Source organism: Ruegeria sp. E8, assembly GCF_056533985.1.
Map to the genome: position 1 here is coordinate 46,514 of NZ_JBQFOY010000024.1, position 15,902 is coordinate 62,415.

17 protein-coding genes, 1 other RNA gene and 1 riboswitch are annotated in these 15,902 nt (G+C 58.0%); of the genes, 11 read left to right on the forward strand and 7 right to left on the reverse strand.

Features of this window, described 5'->3' with window-relative positions; translation table 11 throughout:
* Nucleotides 1-26: 26 nt before the first annotated feature.
* Complete coding sequence (gene nudC / locus ACR0LF_RS21265; protein WP_480583275.1) at nt 27-1,010, reverse strand: NAD(+) diphosphatase; 984 nt, start codon at nt 1,008-1,010, stop codon at nt 27-29.
* 181 nt (nt 1,011-1,191) lie between these two features.
* Here nudC and ACR0LF_RS21270 point away from each other — a divergent pair, with 181 nt between their 5' ends.
* Both ACR0LF_RS21270 and ffs read left to right on the forward strand, forming a co-directional pair.
* Nucleotides 1,192-3,060, forward strand: a complete 1,869-nt coding sequence (locus tag ACR0LF_RS21270) for a bifunctional 2',3'-cyclic-nucleotide 2'-phosphodiesterase/3'-nucleotidase (protein ID WP_480583278.1) — start codon at nt 1,192-1,194, stop codon at nt 3,058-3,060.
* 39 nt (nt 3,061-3,099) lie between these two features.
* An RNA gene (gene ffs, locus ACR0LF_RS21275) (signal recognition particle sRNA small type) lies at nt 3,100-3,198 on the forward strand.
* 70 nt (nt 3,199-3,268) lie between these two features.
* On the opposite strand, the gene ACR0LF_RS21280 is transcribed toward ffs, so the two are convergent.
* Nucleotides 3,269-4,129 (reverse strand): alpha/beta hydrolase family protein, encoded by an 861-nt coding sequence (locus ACR0LF_RS21280; protein WP_480583281.1) that lies wholly within the window; start codon nt 4,127-4,129, stop codon nt 3,269-3,271.
* Between the two features lie 131 nt (nt 4,130-4,260).
* Nucleotides 4,261-4,481, forward strand: a riboswitch (cobalamin riboswitch).
* Between the two features lie 91 nt (nt 4,482-4,572).
* Between ACR0LF_RS21280 and ACR0LF_RS21285 the strand changes: the two genes are divergently transcribed.
* On the forward strand, nt 4,573-4,980 hold the full coding sequence (locus tag ACR0LF_RS21285) for a hypothetical protein (protein WP_480583284.1): 408 nt from the start codon (nt 4,573-4,575) through the stop codon (nt 4,978-4,980).
* A gap of 2 nt (nt 4,981-4,982) precedes the next feature.
* On the opposite strand, the gene ACR0LF_RS21290 is transcribed toward ACR0LF_RS21285, so the two are convergent.
* Nucleotides 4,983-5,483 carry a protein-tyrosine phosphatase family protein gene (locus ACR0LF_RS21290; RefSeq protein ID WP_480583287.1) on the reverse strand — a complete coding sequence of 167 codons (501 nt, stop codon included), beginning with the start codon at nt 5,481-5,483 and terminating at the stop codon, nt 4,983-4,985.
* A gap of 171 nt (nt 5,484-5,654) precedes the next feature.
* Between ACR0LF_RS21290 and ACR0LF_RS21295 the strand changes: the two genes are divergently transcribed.
* The 4 genes from ACR0LF_RS21295 to recR all read left to right on the forward strand — a co-directional run bounded on the left by ACR0LF_RS21295 (nt 5,655) and on the right by recR (nt 9,500).
* On the forward strand, nt 5,655-7,418 hold the full coding sequence (locus tag ACR0LF_RS21295) for a DNA polymerase III subunit gamma/tau (protein WP_480583291.1): 1,764 nt from the start codon (nt 5,655-5,657) through the stop codon (nt 7,416-7,418).
* Nucleotides 7,419-7,505: 87 nt separating this feature from the next.
* Entirely contained in the window at nt 7,506-8,375 is an 870-nt protein-coding gene (locus ACR0LF_RS21300) for a TauD/TfdA dioxygenase family protein (protein ID WP_480583294.1), read from the forward strand.
* A gap of 116 nt (nt 8,376-8,491) precedes the next feature.
* Nucleotides 8,492-8,845 carry a YbaB/EbfC family nucleoid-associated protein gene (locus ACR0LF_RS21305; RefSeq protein WP_480583296.1) on the forward strand — a complete coding sequence of 118 codons (354 nt, stop codon included), beginning with the start codon at nt 8,492-8,494 and terminating at the stop codon, nt 8,843-8,845.
* A gap of 61 nt (nt 8,846-8,906) precedes the next feature.
* Complete coding sequence (recR, locus tag ACR0LF_RS21310; protein ID WP_480583298.1) at nt 8,907-9,500, forward strand: recombination mediator RecR; 594 nt, start codon at nt 8,907-8,909, stop codon at nt 9,498-9,500.
* 109 nt (nt 9,501-9,609) lie between these two features.
* Here the strand turns inward: recR and ACR0LF_RS21315 are convergent, their stop codons facing one another.
* Complete coding sequence (locus ACR0LF_RS21315) at nt 9,610-10,068, reverse strand: hypothetical protein (protein WP_480583301.1); 459 nt, start codon at nt 10,066-10,068, stop codon at nt 9,610-9,612.
* Between the two features lie 191 nt (nt 10,069-10,259).
* Here ACR0LF_RS21315 and ACR0LF_RS21320 point away from each other — a divergent pair, with 191 nt between their 5' ends.
* Nucleotides 10,260-10,748 carry a hypothetical protein gene (locus tag ACR0LF_RS21320; protein ID WP_480583303.1) on the forward strand — a complete coding sequence of 163 codons (489 nt, stop codon included), beginning with the start codon at nt 10,260-10,262 and terminating at the stop codon, nt 10,746-10,748.
* Here ACR0LF_RS21320 and ACR0LF_RS21325 read toward each other — a convergent pair.
* A complete protein-coding gene (locus ACR0LF_RS21325; RefSeq protein ID WP_480583323.1) occupies nt 10,745-11,374 on the reverse strand; it encodes a ribonuclease T2 family protein in 630 nt (209 codons plus the stop codon). The genes ACR0LF_RS21320 and ACR0LF_RS21325 overlap by 4 nt on opposite strands.
* A 130-nt stretch (nt 11,375-11,504) precedes the next feature.
* On the opposite strand from ACR0LF_RS21325, the gene ACR0LF_RS21330 reads away from it, so the two are divergent.
* Both ACR0LF_RS21330 and ACR0LF_RS21335 read left to right on the forward strand, forming a co-directional pair.
* Nucleotides 11,505-12,266 (forward strand): DUF1013 domain-containing protein, encoded by a 762-nt coding sequence (locus tag ACR0LF_RS21330; protein ID WP_480583305.1) that lies wholly within the window; start codon nt 11,505-11,507, stop codon nt 12,264-12,266.
* Between the two features lie 51 nt (nt 12,267-12,317).
* Nucleotides 12,318-12,707 carry a hypothetical protein gene (locus tag ACR0LF_RS21335; RefSeq protein WP_480583308.1) on the forward strand — a complete coding sequence of 130 codons (390 nt, stop codon included), beginning with the start codon at nt 12,318-12,320 and terminating at the stop codon, nt 12,705-12,707.
* A 56-nt stretch (nt 12,708-12,763) separates the two neighbouring features.
* Here the strand turns inward: ACR0LF_RS21335 and ACR0LF_RS21340 are convergent, their stop codons facing one another.
* Nucleotides 12,764-13,795, reverse strand: a complete 1,032-nt coding sequence (locus ACR0LF_RS21340; RefSeq protein ID WP_480583311.1) for a permease — start codon at nt 13,793-13,795, stop codon at nt 12,764-12,766.
* Nucleotides 13,788-14,096, reverse strand: coding sequence for an ArsR/SmtB family transcription factor (locus ACR0LF_RS21345; protein WP_171095930.1), 309 nt, complete (start codon nt 14,094-14,096; stop codon nt 13,788-13,790). Before ACR0LF_RS21345 ends, ACR0LF_RS21340 begins: the two co-directional genes overlap by 8 nt.
* Before the next feature lie 133 nt (nt 14,097-14,229).
* Between ACR0LF_RS21345 and pdxR the strand changes: the two genes are divergently transcribed.
* Nucleotides 14,230-15,690 carry a MocR-like pyridoxine biosynthesis transcription factor PdxR gene (pdxR, locus tag ACR0LF_RS21350; RefSeq protein ID WP_480583314.1) on the forward strand — a complete coding sequence of 487 codons (1,461 nt, stop codon included), beginning with the start codon at nt 14,230-14,232 and terminating at the stop codon, nt 15,688-15,690.
* The last annotated feature ends 212 nt before the right edge of the window (nt 15,691-15,902 follow it).

A 15,902-nucleotide genomic window follows, 5' to 3' on the forward strand; every position in this document is an offset into this window, starting at 1 on the left:
CTGTTTATGGCTTAACCAGTTTTCCCTCAGTCCAGCGTATCTGCAAGCCAGTTCTGAAGCAGAAAATGAGCGATAGCCCCCTTACGGGCTGGTAACAAGCTTGGATGTTCCCCCGCAAAAGCCTGCATCATTTCGGATTTGCTGACCCACATCGCCTCTTCGATCTCGACCGGGTCGATTTCGATCTCACGAGACAGCGCCTCGCCCGCGCATCCGAACATCAGAGACGCAGGAAAAGGCCAGGGCTGGCTGGACAGGTACGAAACCGCTCCAACAGGCACGCCAGCCTCTTCCATCACTTCGCGCCGCACTGCGGCCTCAAGCGTTTCTCCAGGCTCGACAAAGCCTGCCAGCAGCGAAAACATCCCCTCTGGCCAGCCCGGAGACCGACCCATGAGCACACTGTCCCCATGTGTAATCAGCATGATAACCACCGGATCTGTGCGCGGGAAATGCTGGCCGTCGCAGGACGGGCAACTGCGCTGCCATCCCCCTTGCGTCATTTCGCTGACGGCACCGCAGCGGGCGCAAAAACGATGGGTTTCATGCCATCCGATAACCGCTTTGGCTGTTGCGGCCAGTTCTGCATCGCGTGGCGACAGTCGTGTCATGATCCGGCGAAGCTCGGCGAACACATGTCCTTGCGGCAAATCCGGGTGCTGCTGTTCGGATTTGTCCACGAATTCTCCCAAACCGGTCAGGTCCAGCCCCTCTGCCGTCCAGGCCGAGATATCGGCGGCAAACAAAGGATCCCCCTCTGAGTTCAGGCCCAGAAACACAGGGGCTTCGATCACACCGCCGGGACCATCACTAACCAGTGGGTGCGCCATCGGAACCAAGGCAAGCTGATCCAGAGCCTCGCCGACCACCAGCAGTTTACCTCGCCACAGCATAATGCACCTTGCATCCGGGTTGCGCGCTGCTTCTGCCAGCTTGCCTGCATCTGCGCGAAGTTGTGCTGCCCGATCTAGGCCTGACCCCCCAAAGGTCACCTGCTCTGCGTTTTTCATCGGATTTCCTTCCAGTCCTGCGCACAGGGCTGCCATGCCTCAGGCCATGTTGCAACGCAATTCGAGGCGCAAAACCCACTGATATGCCGCTGAAAAGCCGCATGGTGGCCTCGGAAAAATCATCTAGAATGCATTTTGATAAACTTAATCAAAAGCAATACTCAAAAGTAGAATAAACAAAGTGAATAAATTCCCCCCGACGCAGGTTCAACCCACAGAAGATCGTGGGCGCGTTCGCATTCTGGCCACGACCGATTTGCATATGAACCTGACCGGTTTTGACTATTACACGGATACACCGGACCCGACGCTTGGATTGACCCGCACCGCCAGCCTGATCCGCAAAGCCCGGCAAGAAGCGAATGGCGCATTGGTGCTGATGTTCGACAACGGGGACTCGTTGCAAGGAACGCCACTAGGCGAATGGGCGGCGCAGGACAGCAGCCCACATCCGATGATGCTGGCGTTCAAAGCGCTGGACTATGACGCGATTGGTTTGGGAAACCACGATTTCGGATTTGGATTGCCAACGTTGGGCAACATCCTTGCACAAGCGCCCTGTCCGGTTCTTTGCAGCAACCTGCATCGCGACGGTGGAACACAGTCGTGGCAACGCTACACAATTCTGGACCGCAAAATCCATTTGGGCGGCAAAGAAGTACCTGTTCGCATCGGTGTCTTTTCGGTTCTGCCGCCCCAAACTGCGCGCTGGGAAGAGCATAATCTGGGCGGGGATGTCAGTGCAGACGACATTTTGGCTACGGCGCGCTCTTGTACAGACGCGTTGCACAACAAAGGTTGCGATCTGGTGGTGGCGCTGGCCCATTCCGGCCTCGGAAACCCGGAACCGGAGGCCGGTATGGAGAATGTTATTATTCCCCTCGCCGCCATCCCGGGCATCGATGCCATTGTTGCCGGGCACACACACCTGACGCTTCCCGGAAAGGTCCGTGACACTCACGCTCACGTCGATCACCTGACGGGGCAAGTGCACGGAACGCCTGTGGTGATGCCCGGACACGCTGGCTCATACCTTGGTGTCATCGATTTGGACGTCGCCAAGGGGGCCGATGGCAGATTGCAGGTCAATGATTGCCACGTCGAACTCCGAACCGTTTTCAGCAACGGTATTGCCACCGAGGAAGATCTTGAAATTGCACGATTATGTGCAGCAGCACACTGCGAAACCCGACGTGCCGTCGCCGAGCCTGTTGCGCAAATCTCGGACAATTTGCACAGTTACTTCAGTTTCTGCGCACCGGACCGCGGGCTTGCCTTGGTGGCGGCTGCACAAGCCGCCGCATTGCGTCCGTTCCTGCATGGTACGGCGCTTGCGGGTCTGCCGATTTTGTCAGTTGCTTCGCCCGCCAAATGCGGTGGACGAGCGGGCCCTCGGAATTACACCGAAGTTCCGGCGGGCGAGATTTGTCTTCGCCATGTTGCGGACCTGCATGTGTATCCGAACGAACTGCGCGCAATCCAGATCAGTGGCGCACACTTGCTGGACTGGCTGGAAATGTCAGCAAGTACGTTCAATCGATTGAAACCCGGCGCCGAGGTCGAACTGACCAACCCCGATCGGGCCGGGTACAATTTCGACATCATATTTGGACTGTCCTATCAAATCGACCCTTCGCAACCACCGCGTTTCGACGCGCAGGGGCAAAAGATCCATCCGGATCACAGGCGGATTCATGATCTGACATATGCAGGTCAGCCCGTGCGACCCGATCAAAGATTCGTCTTGGCCCTCAACAACTTTCGCGCCAGCGGAGGCGGGCACTTCCCGAACCTACCGTCCACGCGACCCATCAATCTGCCACCGCTCGAGATCAAAGGTTTATTGAAGGATTACCTGACCCAGCGGCTGCCACCTGATCCGCTGTCCAAGCAGCCCTATCCATTTTCGCTTAAGCCCCAGCCAGGCAAGACAACCATTCTGCGGACAGGTCCTGGTGCCCTGAAGCATCTGGACGAATTGAGCCTGTTCGATCCCAAAGCACTGGGACCCGATGACAAAGGTTTTGAACGCATTCGCCTGACACTCTGACGGGTTGTCTTTTCCCGAAGCCTTCCCTATATCCAGAGTCGAGAGGTTGGCGCGGGCGAGCGCCTCGCCAACCTGGTCAGGTCCGGAAGGAAGCAGCCACAACGAGCCCCGCTTGGGTCGATGTCCAACCTCTCACTTTCCCTACATTGTAACGCGAATGCGCCATGGGCGGCTTAGCGCTTTGGGGCGAACTGATCCTGAAACCTTATTAGGGTTCGATCAAACGTGGCCAGACGGCCGCATTGCGTCGGGCAAAGGCACCGATATGCCCGATCTCAGACAACCCGAAATCGTCAGGGCTCAGCAGATGCCGCTTGGCGTCAGGGCCGTAAAGGTCGGCAAGCCGCCAAACCGCTTTCGGCGGGACCATCTGGTCGTCCTCGAAAGTGAACAAATCCACTGGCGTCCCTGAACCGTCCCAACACGCATCGGGCAGGTTTTTCCCGATCTCAGGCACATAGTTTAACGGTGCCGTACACCATTTGCGCCATTGCCAATAAACCGAGGCAGGCAGATCCGACCCAAAGCCGATCGCCTTTCCCGGCAGGTATCCAAGCGCCCGCGCCAATAGTGGGGCGTGACCATACCAGAACAACCCGGCCAAACCTCGATAAGGCCAGGGATGGTCACTCAACGTCACCAAACCCGAACACACACAAATCATCCGGTCAATCAGATCGATATCCGGCTGCACTGGCCCCAGCATCGCGCCGACCGAATGGCCAATGGTCCAATGCTGCGCATCGGGAAACCGCCTGCGCATTTCCGCCCGGGCGGCGGGCATGTCGATCAATGCCCAATCCGCCATCGTGGCTCGGGACTCTTTCAGGTGGCCCGATAAAGAATGCCCGTAATCCCGATAATCATAAGTCAGGCAGGCCATACCCTGCTCGGCGGCCAGCCAACGCGCAAAATGACGATAGTAGTCACGCGGCACGCCCGTTGCACTGTTCAACACGACCGCGATTTCGGGCTGCGTCGCCGGTCGATACAACCGAGCCGACAGCGTCGCCGACCCAGACGGGAAGCGGAAATCTTCGGTCAATACCGTCTGCTCTGTGTCCAACATGATCTCTGGTTTTTCTCTGAAACATGGGTTTTCGAACGTCGCTGCCGTTGACACTAGGCAGGAACCAAAGGCGCTTCCAGCATGACCAGACGTCCGGACAAAAGATCGACTTGACTCGGCACCGGGTCAGACGCTAGCGGTTGTGCGATGGTTTCCGGCCCCCACAAGGGATCGGGATGAAAAGGGAACACGGTGCGGTTCTGTCTGGTCACTCAGACATCAACCAAATCCGCGACTGCCCCCGCAACTGTAAGCGGTAAGCAATGCCGAAACACCACTGGCCCAAAGGCTGGGAAGGTTGGCAAAGCGATGACCCGCAAGTCAGGAGACCTGCCATCAAAAACGAAACCGAAACTCGGGCGGGGTGTCCGGGCAGGCACTGACTGCAATACGCTGTCCCACCTGTCCCAAATATCCTGTCCACCACGCGCGGAGGGCGCAGGATGATCTGGAAGACAAAATCGCATGAGTACAGTGCAACTGTATGTCAGCGGACGGGCAAGACCTGCCCGGCTTTGGCACGGCTGGCACGCTCGATTGCAGAGGCCATGACGCAGGCCACATCTGCTACAAGTGACGATTTCGAGTTTGACGGCAGCAGCGAGCTTTCACATTGCACCGAAGGCTGCCATGCAAAATTCCGGGCGGGATCAGACGGCATTCGCATCTTTTGCGAAACGCAGCCCGAAGCGGCGATTGAGGATCTGTACACTTATGCAGATCTGATTTTCGGGAATACATTCAGCACCTTGCCATCCGGCGTCATCGCAAATCCGCCCTGCGCGATGATTGAGGTTGAAACGCTGCGGCCCCGCAAAGTCATGCACGCACCCGAGCAGCTTTCAGCCTGAGGCTATCCGACCTGCGCCTGAGTAAAGCGGGATGCCCAGGCCAATTGCGCGTCGGTCTCAACGGCACAGGGGCGCAGGGCCCGCAAACGCTCTAGCGCCTTGTCGGCTCTTTCGCCGCATTCGACCATCAGCCGCAGAACAACCATCCCGGAGCGGCCGCAGCCGCCCCGGCAATGCACCAGCACCCGGCCACCACCTGACAATGCGTGTCGGGCGGTGGCGCTGACCGATGACCATGCCTCCTGAACCGCCTGTGTCGGCGCGCCAAAATCTTCGATCGGCAAATGAACCCACCGGCTGGCGCGGCTTTGAATATCACTGCCAAAACTCTGCGCCCCGTCCTGAAGCATCTCGACATCCGTTGTCATCGACACAACAAGCCCCGGCTTCCACGCCGCGATCGTATCAAGATCAACGGCATAATCCCCACCACGTCCGGGCATCGAGGTCAGGGCAAGCGTTCCGCCTCCGACTTGCAGGGCATAGATAACCAGTTGCGACATGAACTGTGTCCTCCCCAAAGAACTCGTTACAAAATTGAGTCATTAAATCTGTTGATCCAGTTTAGTGCGAAACCGATCCGTTTCTAAAACAAAAATCATCACGCGCCGCTGTGGACGCGGGCAGCGGTGGCCACTACGCTGTGCCGAAGCCCCGAATCCGAACGAGAAGACATGACAGACACGCCCAGCCCCGCCTATCAGGTTCTCGCCCGCAAATATCGCCCAGAAACCTTTGCCGATCTGGTGGGTCAGGATGCCATGGTGCGCACCCTGAAAAACGCGTTCGAGGCCGATCGGATTGCGCAGGCCTTCATCATGACCGGTATTCGGGGCACCGGAAAAACCACAACCGCGCGGATCATCGCCAAAGGGATGAACTGCGTCGGTCCGGATGGTGAGGGCGGCCCCACGACCGAACCCTGCGGCCAGTGCGAACACTGCGTCGCCATCATGGAAGGCCGCCATGTCGACGTGATGGAGATGGACGCCGCCAGCCGCACCGGCGTCAACGACATTCGCGAAATCATTGACAGCGTTCGCTACCGGGCCGCCAGCGCGCGCTACAAGATCTACATTATCGATGAGGTTCACATGCTTTCGACCAGCGCCTTCAACGCGCTGCTCAAAACGCTGGAAGAGCCACCCGCACATGTAAAATTCATCTTCGCGACCACCGAAATTCGCAAAGTGCCCGTCACGGTCTTGTCCCGCTGCCAGCGCTTCGACCTGCGCCGGATCGAACCCGAGGACATGATCGGCCTGATGCGCAAGATCGCCGAGGCCGAAAGCGCCCAGATCGCCGACGACGCGCTGGCCCTGATCACTCGGGCTGCAGAAGGTTCGGCCCGCGATGCAACCTCGCTGCTGGATCAGGCGATTTCCCACGGGGCAGGTGAAACCACGGCGGATCAGGTCCGCGCAATGTTGGGTCTGGCAGACCGTGGTCGGGTTCTGGACCTGATGGACATGATCCTGCGCGGCGATGCTGCAAGCGCGTTGACCGAACTGAGCGGACAATATGCTGAAGGTGCCGACCCTTTGGCCGTGCTGCGCGATCTGGCCGAAATCACCCATTGGGTGTCAGTCGTTAAGATCACACCCGATGCAGCCGAAGATCCAACTGTTTCTCCGGACGAACGCACCCGAGGTCAACAAATGGCCGAAGCGCTGCCGATGCGGGTTCTGACCCGGATGTGGCAGATGCTGCTGAAGGCGCTGGAAGAAGTCTCTGCTGCGCCGAATGCTATGATGGCGGCGGAAATGGCCGTAATCCGCCTGACCCATGTCGCCGACCTGCCCAGCCCGGAAGAATTGATCAAGCGGTTGCAAGACACCCCGCCTCCTCCGCCCGGCGGACCCGGCGGCGGTGTGTCGATGCCCCGGCAGGGAACGATACCAGCGCAAGCCAGCGCAGCCGCACCACCAGCCTACACAGCCACCCCTCATGGAACCGGCGGCGCACCGGTTGCTGCATTGGCGCAGGATGTCCAAACGGCCTTGGCCCGATACCCGACCTTCGACCATGTGGTCGAGCTGATCCGCACCAACCGCGACGTGAAACTGCTGGTTGAGGTGGAAAACGGCGCACGGCTTGTGTCCTACCAACCCGGCCGGATCGAATTCACCCCGACCCCGCAAGCCCCTACAGACCTCGCGCCGCGATTAGGTTCTGCCCTGCAACGCTGGACCGGAAACCGGTGGGCGGTCTCGATTGTCTCGAACGGGGATGCGCCGACGATCGCGGAAGTGCGGGATGAGGCCGAGCTGGCCCTGAAAGCCGAAGCCGAACAACACCCTTTGGTTCAGGCCGTGCTTGCGCAGTTTCCCAAAGCGAAGATCACCAAGATCGAAACGCCGGAGCAACGCGCCGCTCAGGTCGAGACCGAGGCGCTTCCTGAAGTCGAAGATGAATGGGACCCGTTCGAGGAAGACTAACCCGAAATCGCTCGATCCCGTGTCGCAATTGAAGCAGATTGCCACGTCAATTGATTACACCCTTCCACGATGTGAGGGAGGGTTTTCATGCGAACATCACCGCTGCATCCGCGTTTTGGGCTGGTCGTTCACGACATAGATCTGCGCGACGTCACCAGTGAACACCTTTACCCGGACATCCGGCACGCTTTCGAAACCCACTCTGCCCTTCTCTTTCCTGCGCAATCGATTTCGGACGCGGATCACATCCGCCTGGCCCAACTGTTTGGACCGCTGGAAAACCGAGAAGCCATGGCAGCAGGTCGCGCCATTGAATTTCAGGTTCCCGAACTGACGAACAAAACCAAGGAGGGTCTCCGCGCGAAAGACGATCTGCGCCTGCTGGACTTGCAGGCCAACATGCTGTGGCACACGGACAGCACGTTCCTGCCGACGCCTGCGCTGATCAATATTTTGACCGCGAAAGTCGTCCCTCCATCCGGCGGTGAAACCGAACTCGCATCGACCCGCGCCGCATGGGCGGATATGCCGGATCATCTGAAAACCGCCCTAAGGGATGCCATCATCTGGCACCAGCTGTCGCATTCCCGATCAAAGGTTTCAGCCGATCTGGCCGCATTGCCGAAAATGACGCGCTGGCCGGATCGACCCTGGCGCGCGATCTGGCCAAATCCTGTGACAGGCGAAGAAGCCCTGTTCATCGCCTCGCACGCCTTTGCCATCGAAGGGATGGGGCATGAAGACAGCCAGACCCTGCTCGACGAAGCCATCGCGTTCTGCACGCGGCCCGAATATGTCTATTCGCACCAATGGTCCGTCGGCGACGTTCTGATCTGGGATGAACGCGCAACGATGCATCGTGGTCGCCCCTGGAATTATGACCACCCAAGAACCCTGAAATCCATTTGCAGCTCAGTAACCGAAACTGACGGTTTGAACGCCGTTCGCGTGGTTTAAAACCAACCGTCCCGCGCCCGCGATGGGTCATCGGCTGCGCCGATACTCCTGAGCGGTCTTGTGCCATGGGGCTGCGGCCCGTATCTAGAGGCCAAACTGAGACACAGGAGATTACAATGCTGAAAGGACTCGGCGGGCTTGGCGGTCTGGGCGACATGGCCAAGATGATGAAATCCGCGCAGGACTTGCAAACCAAGATGACCGAAATGCAGGAAGAGCTGAACAACCTGATGGTTGTCGGCGAATCCGGTGCAGGGCTGGTCAAGGCAACCGCAACCGCCAAAGGTGAGCTGAAAGGTCTGGACATCGACCCGTCCATCTTCAACGGCGACGACAAGGAAGTGGTCGAAGACCTGATCCTGGCCGCCATTAAGGACGCGCAGACCAAAGCCGCTGAACGCTCGCAGGCGGAAATGGCCAAGCTGACCGAAAGCATGGGGCTGCCCGCAGACATCAAGCTGCCGTTCTGATCTTCATCTTTTCCAAAATACTCCCGCCGGAGGCTCCCTCCGGCGCAAAACAGGACAGGCCATGAGTTCGAACAGCGACATCGACAACCTGATCGAGCTTATGGCCAAACTGCCCGGCCTCGGGCCCCGCTCGGCCCGCCGCGCGGTGCTGCACCTGATCCGCAAACGTGCCCTGCTGCTGACGCCCTTGTCTGACGCCATGCAGCAGGTCGCCGTCACCGCCCGCGAATGCCTGAACTGCGGCAACGTGGGCACCACCGACATCTGCGACATCTGCGAAAACGAGGCCCGCGCGACCGGCGAACTCTGCGTGGTTGAAGACGTTGCCGACCTCTGGGCGATGGAGCGTGCCGGTGTTTTCAAAGGCCGTTATCACGTTCTGGGCGGCACGCTGTCGGCTCTGGATGGTGTCGGCCCCGATGAGTTGCGCATACCCCGCCTCAAGGATCGGGTGGTGGCTGAGGGGATTACCGAGATCATCCTCGCCCTCAACGCCACCGTCGATGGCCAGACCACCGCCCATTACATCGCCGATCAGCTTGAGGGGCAGGTTCGCCTGACCTCACTGGCGCAAGGTGTGCCGATTGGCGGAGAACTGGATTATCTGGATGACGGGACGATCACGGCGGCGCTTAGGGCGCGGAAGGAGTTGTGATCCCGCTTTCTCCCATCGAAAATCAAAGTCTTTTTTTGTTTCTCAAACATAGAAAATAACGAAAACATCGCGCAAGTGACGTAGATGTTTCATGCGATTTTCTCAGTTTCTATTCAAACTTACATTGGACCTCGGTTGCTAACTTCTCGATTTCATTGAACTGCGTGTATTTTGCAAGGATACCGCTTTGCGTCGTGCAACCAGCTTTGTTGGCCGCTGCGCGCAGTAGACCAACTTTGGCGTCCTTTTGGGCACTCGCACTCAACGAAAATGGCCCTTTTATCTTCGCCAAAACGACGTATGTCGCACCGTTGACAGTGACTAGTCGAAACTTGCCGCTAGCTTTCCCCGATTTGATTTTCATCGCCCATGGGGCTCTCCATTTGGACGAGGCAATGCGCATGGCTGCTTCTGCTCCGGGATAATTCGAAGGGCGGTTCGCGACGTACCATGGAACACCAGTTGGTGTCGCTTGTAGACCCGACTTATCGTTGCCTGCAGACACATCGGCACCGACACAAATCAGCAGTGCAGACAGGGCTCCTGCAACATGTTTTATTATGTGCATTGTTGACGTCACTCCTAAACAGATACGCAACTCAATACCCGCAACTATGGCTCAATTAAGGCTTTGACCTTCAGCTAGTGTTTTACCTATGGGAGAGGGGTTTGCAGAATAATGGCATACTATTTGGTTTGTGCAGTCTACGTCCTCTTTAGTATATGATTTGGAAAACAAATCGCAGCCCGGAGTTGAATATGACCCGCCTTATCGCCTTCGCTTTCGCCACCCTCACCGCAACCGCTGCCCTCGCCCAAGACCTCATCGACAAGGGTTTCGTCGAAGGCTGGAACATCATGATGGACCCCGCGCTCGGCAATGGGTGTTTGATCCAGACAGTCTATCAGGACCTTTCGGTTGTGCGGTTGGGCTATGACGCGCTGGGCAATCGTGGGTATTTTGCCGTCTATAACAAGGCTTGGGGCGACATCGAACAGGGCAAAAGCTATCCGATCCGGTTCGAGCTGGACGGCAAAAGCTATGACGCGACCGCCATCGGGTTTAATGAACGAGACGTACCGGGCGCGACCGTATTCTTCACTGACCGGAATTTCGTCAACGCGATCGCGCAGAACAAGACGATGACCGTCTATAACCCTGCTGGCGAGACGGTGATGGCGATTGACCTGAAAGGCACAGCCAAGGCGCTGGACTATGCGCGGGATTGTCAGAACAAAAAGCTCTAGCGAATCGGATCGAACAGCGCGTCCTTAGCCGTGCAATCCCGGATCACATCGCGGCCACAGGGTACGGGTTCAAGGTCGCGCGACAGGCACAGGCGCACTTCTTCGATGTAACCCTGTTTGCAGGTGACGGTAATCATATCGCGTTCTAACTCAGGATTGGCCTGCACGAACGCATCCTCGACTACGGAAGCCGGCAATTTGACGGATGCCTCCAGCTTGCGAAACACCTGCGGGCGCTCAACGCTCTCATAAGCCTGCCGTGACAAGGCGAAATAGTCGAGCGGCGACAAGCCCGAGCACGTGCCGTGTTTTTTCCACTGATGCCACGCCAGACCCGCACTACCCTGAATGTCTTCCATTTCCCGCGTCATGCGGCGCGAAGGCGGGGCTTCGGGTGTGCGGCAATAAGATGGCCAGCCCTGATGGAACTGGGGCCACAGCCCATGCAGGATCCACCCATGATCGTGCCGCATATCGCATTGATCGGACCCGCGCGCATCGCCTTCACGGGCGCACCAGTTGGGCGACCAGCTGAGCGACAGGACGTAATAGTCGAACTCGCCCGCCTTTTCGCCATCGGCCAGCGCGGCCATCGCGCTGAAGACCCACAAAACCACCCAGCGCATTCGCCTCTTCCCTTCTTGCCGTGTGGCGACTATATACGGCCCAAGTTCCCCGACAACGGAAACCTGCCCCAAGACCTCGGGGCCGCCGAATTCCGGCGACGGGACAGATGTATGCATAGGAGACGGGCTGATGGCAAAACCGCTTATGGCCAAGGCAACCGCCGTATGGCTGGTGGACAACACCACGATCAGCTTCAAGCAGATCGCGGATTTCGTAGGAATGCACGAGTTGGAAGTGCAAGGTATCGCTGACGGCGATGTGGCAGCTGGCGTGAAGGGTTTTGACCCGATTGCCAACAACCAGCTGACCCAGGACGAAATCGACGCGGCGCAGAACAACCCGCTGCACAAGCTGAAGCTCAAGTTCAACCCGGCCGCTTCGGGTGAAGAAAAGCGCCGTGGCCCGCGTTATACCCCGCTGTCGAAACGTCAGGACCGTCCGAACTCGATCCTGTGGCTGGTCAAGTTCCACCCGGAACTCAGCGATGGTCAGATCGCCAAGCTGGTCGGCACCACCAAGCCGACCATTCAGTCGATCCGCGAGCGTACCCACTGGAACATCGCCAACATGCAGCCAATCGATCCCGTCGCTCTGGGCCTGTGCAAACAGTCCGAGCTGGACACGGCCGTGCAGAAAGCAGCCGCCAAGAAAGCGGCGGAAGGCGGCGTGATGAGCGATGACGAGCGTCGTAAACTGGTGTCGACCGAACAGTCGCTGGAAATGGATGCCGCGCCGAAGATCCCGACCGCGATTGAAGGGCTTGAGACCTTCTCGCTGTCCGACGAGCCGTCGGAAGAGAAAGACGAAGAACCGATCATCGACGCCGACAGCTTCTTCAACCTGCCCAAAGGTGGGGCGGACGACGAAGACGAAGATGATCTGCGCCCGTAACGCACAATCAGCCCCGGCCGGAACGGCTGGGGCTTTTTTGACGGACTTGCCATGCTGAGCATTCTTTCTGCGGTTTTTGGCCCGCATCGCGCCGTTTCCATCCATGCCTTTCTCAAGACATGGGGCCTGGGGCTGGCCGGTGGCGTTTTCATGATCGCCATCGTCACCACCTTGTACCTGCTGGGGGATGAAGGTGAACACGAGCACGAGGCTTTCCTGATCGTCCCGGTTTTGTCAGCGACCCCGGTGAACGGGGATCTGAAAAACGGCGTCGTGGCCTCGGTGCGTTTGCCGGATGGATCGGCCGCGTCAATTACATCGACCGAGGCGCGGATTTCTCAGACCGTAGGCACAACGGCTTGCATTGAGAAACGCATTTACGTCGAAAGTGGAGAAGCACGGTATCGGTTTAAGCTACCGCATCTCTGCGAGACAAGTTGATCAACTGAACCGTTGAGACAAAGCCGCCCGATGCTCACACCGGGCGGCTTTTTCCTTCAAACCATCTGAAAGATGATACCTGCGACGATTGCACCCCCGACACCAAGGCCCAGATAGGTTGCAAAAACGCGTGGTTTGACCAGAGACCAGACCGCCGCCATTGCCGGAATGGAACTGACAGCACCAGCAACCATGAAAGCCATGGCAGCACCCGCAGTCATTCCCTGCTCCATCAACCCCGCCAGCAAGGGCGGTGCTACGTAGGAATTCAGATAGGCCGGCATACCCACCAGCGCGGCAACAACGATCGGCAGCACACCCTCTCCGCCAACAACGGTGGCGATCAGGTCGGCAGGCACATAGTTGACCAACAGAGCCTCGAGCACATAGGCCAGCGCCAGCCATTTAAGCAGGAACAAACCGTTGTGCACAAATTCCGAACGGAACCGAACACGACGATCAGGCTCCTGCCAGAACTTCCAGACCGGTTTGTCGTCCAATTTCGGACCACATCCGCAACACCCAGCGGGTTTGTATTCGCGCAATGGCTGGGCAAACGCGCCCTGACGCATTAGCAACCGAACCGCGAACCCGCCGAACAGTCCAAGCGCAACTGCGGCGACGGCTTTACCAATGGCGAAAGGCCATCCCAGCGCACCGGCAGTAATCAAAAGCGTCGGCGGGTCGATCAGGGGTGAGCTGAGCCAGAAGGCCATGACCGCAGACAGCGGCGCGCCAAGGGCCAGAAGGCCTGCGATAAAGGGAATGACCTCGCAAGAGCAAAACGGAGCTAGACCACCGAACAGGGCAGCCAGAAAAATCATCCGTGTCTCGCGCCCTTCAAAGGCACGCGCCACCATCACCTCCGCTCCGGTCGCTTTGAGGTAAGACAGCAGAAGCACGGCAAACAGAATGTACTGCCCTGTATGCCCTAAGGCCTTGGCCGCAAAAGTCACAACCTCACGCAGGTTGCCGGGGTCAAGGATGGCCACTGCCGCAAGTATGAAAACGATCAGCGCCCAAGGGGTTTTGATCAGGTCCAGCACCGCCTTGGCAGAAACACGGGGGTTTTGTGTCAACTCAGCCATCGTTCGCGGCCTTTCCAACTTCGTCGGCGCAACATTCGCTGAGAATGAATTGCGCCAGATTTCTCAATTCGTCATAACAGGCCCGATTGATCGTGGTTCGACCGATCTTTTCCTGTTCGACCACACCACCGGCCGCAAGAAACCGAAGATGATGCGCCAATGTCGACGGGGCGATTCCCGTCCGGTTCTGGATTTCGCCTACGGTCAATCCGGCCTCGCCAGCCCGGACCAGTGTTTTTAGGACTTTCAGCCGGGCTTCAGAGCCCATGGCAGAAAATCCAGCAGCAGCAGCTTCCCACATGAGTCGCCTCCATTAAACTAGATTTCTAGTTATTTAGTTAGAATCGATTTGCCGGTCAACCCACCTCGGGAAAATTCGTCGCAAACATGTAAGTCCAGATTGCTACGACCTTAAGTCCACCCTATAAGCAGGCATGGGGATATCCGTCGACACCTTCTTTCTTGAACTCAACGGCCAGGGTACGTTGCAGGCCCAGATCCAGCAGATGATTGCTGAAGGCATCCTGTCTGGTCGCTTTCATGTCGGGGAGAAACTGCCATCCTCGCGTAAACTGGCCGCACATCTGGGTGTCAGTCGAATTACCGTGACGCTGGCCTATACAGAGTTGCTGGCCAATGATTACCTGACGGCAAAGGGGCGGTCCGGGTACTATGTCTCGCACAATGCACCCGTTCCCCCAAAGTATTCGCCTGTCCAGCGCGGCACCGAAACCGTCGATTGGGACAAAGCACTGGCGCGCCGGTTCCGCGATAGAAACGTTCTGCCAAAACCCAGCGATTGGCGGGAATACCGCTATCCTTTCATCTATGGTCAGGCCGACCGTACTTTGTTCGATCACGCAAACTGGCGCCTATGCGCGGTCCGGGCCTTGGGACATAAAGACTTTGATTCACTGACAGGGGATTATGTGGATCAGGATGATCCGTTGCTCATCGAGTTCATTGCCCGTCATACCCTACCGCGCCGCGGTATAGCTGCCCGCCCTGAAGAAATATTGATAACGCTCGGTGCGCAAAACGCACTGTGGCTGGCATCCCGCATTTTGCTGACCCACAATCGCACTGCCGTCATAGAAGACCCATGCTATTACGCATTGCGGAGCCTTTTGAACCACTGGGACTGCGCAGTGAAACCGTTGAGTGTTGATTGTGACGGTCTGCCGCCCGAGGCGATCCCTGACGAAGCAGACGTCATCTTTACCACCCCCAGTCACCAAAGCCCGACGACCGCGACGATGCCGATCGACCGTCGCAATCAGTTGCTGGACCGGGCACGCGATCTGGATGCCATGGTTGTTGAGGATGATTACGAATTCGAAATGGCCTTTCGCGGCGCGCCTTCACCGGCGCTCAAATCCATGGACCGGGATGGGCGCGTGATTTACGTGGGCAGTTTTTCCAAGTCACTGTTCCCCGGATTGCGGCTTGGGTACATGGTCGGCTCTGAGCCTTTCATCCGCGAGGCGCGCGCGCTTCGCTCATTGGTTCTGCGTCACCCGCCGGGTCACATTCAGCGCACGGCGGCATATTTCCTGTCTCTGGGCCACTACGACGCGCAAATCCGGCGCATGTCGAAAGCTTTGCAAGAACGGCGCGATGCGATGGACAAAGCCATCGGCGAAAGTGGGCTGACCGTGGCTGGGCGGGGAGTGATTGGCGGCTCGTCATTGTGGATGTCAGCCCCCGATCATGTAGACACAACCCAACTTGCATTACGGCTTCAGAACCAAGGCGTTCATATTGAGCCGGGCGCACCCTTTTTCTCGGGGCCAAACAGGCCTCAGAATTTCTACCGCCTCGGATACTCGTCCATTTCGACCGACCGCATCGCGCCGGGGGTGAAACTGATCGCGGATGCAATTCGGACTGCCTGAAGCCAATCTGGACCTAATCCGGGTTTCGTTTTGGCCCTAACGTGGGCCGCACCCTTGGGCCAAAACCAATTCAAACGCCGGGTACAGCGCCCGGCTTCCCTCACTCTTGCTTGGAGACCCCACCGATGAAGATGACGACAGAAGAGGCCTTTGTTAAGACGCTGCAGATGCATGGTATCAAGCATGCGTTTGGCATTATTGGGTCTGCGATG

Coding starts and splice junctions, on each gene's coding strand:
- ACR0LF_RS21280 (WP_480583281.1), bottom strand. CDS start 4,129: ATGTTGGACACAGAGCAGACGGTATTGACCGAAGATTTCCGCTTCCCG.
- ACR0LF_RS21330 (WP_480583305.1), top strand. CDS start 11,505: ATGGCAAAACCGCTTATGGCCAAGGCAACCGCCGTATGGCTGGTGGAC.
- pdxR (WP_480583314.1), top strand. CDS start 14,230: ATGGGGATATCCGTCGACACCTTCTTTCTTGAACTCAACGGCCAGGGT.
- nudC (WP_480583275.1), bottom strand. CDS start 1,010: ATGAAAAACGCAGAGCAGGTGACCTTTGGGGGGTCAGGCCTAGATCGG.
- ACR0LF_RS21285 (WP_480583284.1), top strand. CDS start 4,573: ATGATCTGGAAGACAAAATCGCATGAGTACAGTGCAACTGTATGTCAG.
- ACR0LF_RS21300 (WP_480583294.1), top strand. CDS start 7,506: ATGCGAACATCACCGCTGCATCCGCGTTTTGGGCTGGTCGTTCACGAC.
- ACR0LF_RS21315 (WP_480583301.1), bottom strand. CDS start 10,068: ATGCACATAATAAAACATGTTGCAGGAGCCCTGTCTGCACTGCTGATT.
- ACR0LF_RS21325 (WP_480583323.1), bottom strand. CDS start 11,374: ATGCGCTGGGTGGTTTTGTGGGTCTTCAGCGCGATGGCCGCGCTGGCC.
- recR (WP_480583298.1), top strand. CDS start 8,907: ATGAGTTCGAACAGCGACATCGACAACCTGATCGAGCTTATGGCCAAA.
- ACR0LF_RS21290 (WP_480583287.1), bottom strand. CDS start 5,483: ATGTCGCAACTGGTTATCTATGCCCTGCAAGTCGGAGGCGGAACGCTT.
- ACR0LF_RS21305 (WP_480583296.1), top strand. CDS start 8,492: ATGCTGAAAGGACTCGGCGGGCTTGGCGGTCTGGGCGACATGGCCAAG.
- ACR0LF_RS21320 (WP_480583303.1), top strand. CDS start 10,260: ATGACCCGCCTTATCGCCTTCGCTTTCGCCACCCTCACCGCAACCGCT.
- ACR0LF_RS21340 (WP_480583311.1), bottom strand. CDS start 13,795: ATGGCTGAGTTGACACAAAACCCCCGTGTTTCTGCCAAGGCGGTGCTG.
- ACR0LF_RS21345 (WP_171095930.1), bottom strand. CDS start 14,096: ATGTGGGAAGCTGCTGCTGCTGGATTTTCTGCCATGGGCTCTGAAGCC.
- ACR0LF_RS21335 (WP_480583308.1), top strand. CDS start 12,318: ATGCTGAGCATTCTTTCTGCGGTTTTTGGCCCGCATCGCGCCGTTTCC.
- ACR0LF_RS21295 (WP_480583291.1), top strand. CDS start 5,655: ATGACAGACACGCCCAGCCCCGCCTATCAGGTTCTCGCCCGCAAATAT.